General features: G+C 50.4%; 1 protein-coding gene. It reads left to right on the forward strand.

The genetic code is table 11. The annotated features are described in order from the left end of the window. Positions 1-349, forward strand: a 349-nt coding sequence (locus tag SLS51_RS23200; protein ID WP_323840834.1) for a type VI immunity family protein, incomplete at its 5' end; no start/stop codon positions are given. Positions 350-542 lie beyond the last annotated feature (193 nt).

Raw genomic sequence — 542 nt, forward strand, 5'->3', positions numbered from 1 at the left:
AACGCCACTACCGGACAGTGTCCCGGAGAGTTATTTTGCCATTAACCAACTGATACGTCCGATACGGGTGATACCTCGTGAAGGCCATTCATTGCACTTCTATGGTGAAGGGCATTTTAATTCAACTTCCACCTTGGCCTGGTATGCCCGTTATGACCGGGGACCGCTGCAAGTGACTCCTTTGAGAGGTGACCATCCGGCACTGGTCAGCGGGATCTGGCGAACCGATAGCCTGCCTGACAAACAGTACTTCTTTGCTCAGGGGGCGATGGCTTTTGATGTTGAAGGTGCAGAGACGGGCACAACCCTCTGGCATCTGGTACGGGAAGCGGCAAGTATGTGGGAATAACAGGTTATCCACCGACTCATCACTCACGGAGAAAATGATGGAAACTGTAGATTACTTTGCCCAGTTGAAATCACAACTGACTGCGTTTACTTTCCTCAATGGCGATGGGATGACTGTTTCTCGTCTGGGTCTCTCGATTACCCTGTTTTTTAAACAAGGCTACACCCAGGAGAAAAAACAGCGCATTCTGGCC

Origin of the sequence: Photorhabdus africana, assembly GCF_035181445.1 — a bacterium.
In the GTDB taxonomy this organism is placed as follows: Bacteria; Pseudomonadota; Gammaproteobacteria; order Enterobacterales; family Enterobacteriaceae; genus Photorhabdus; species Photorhabdus laumondii.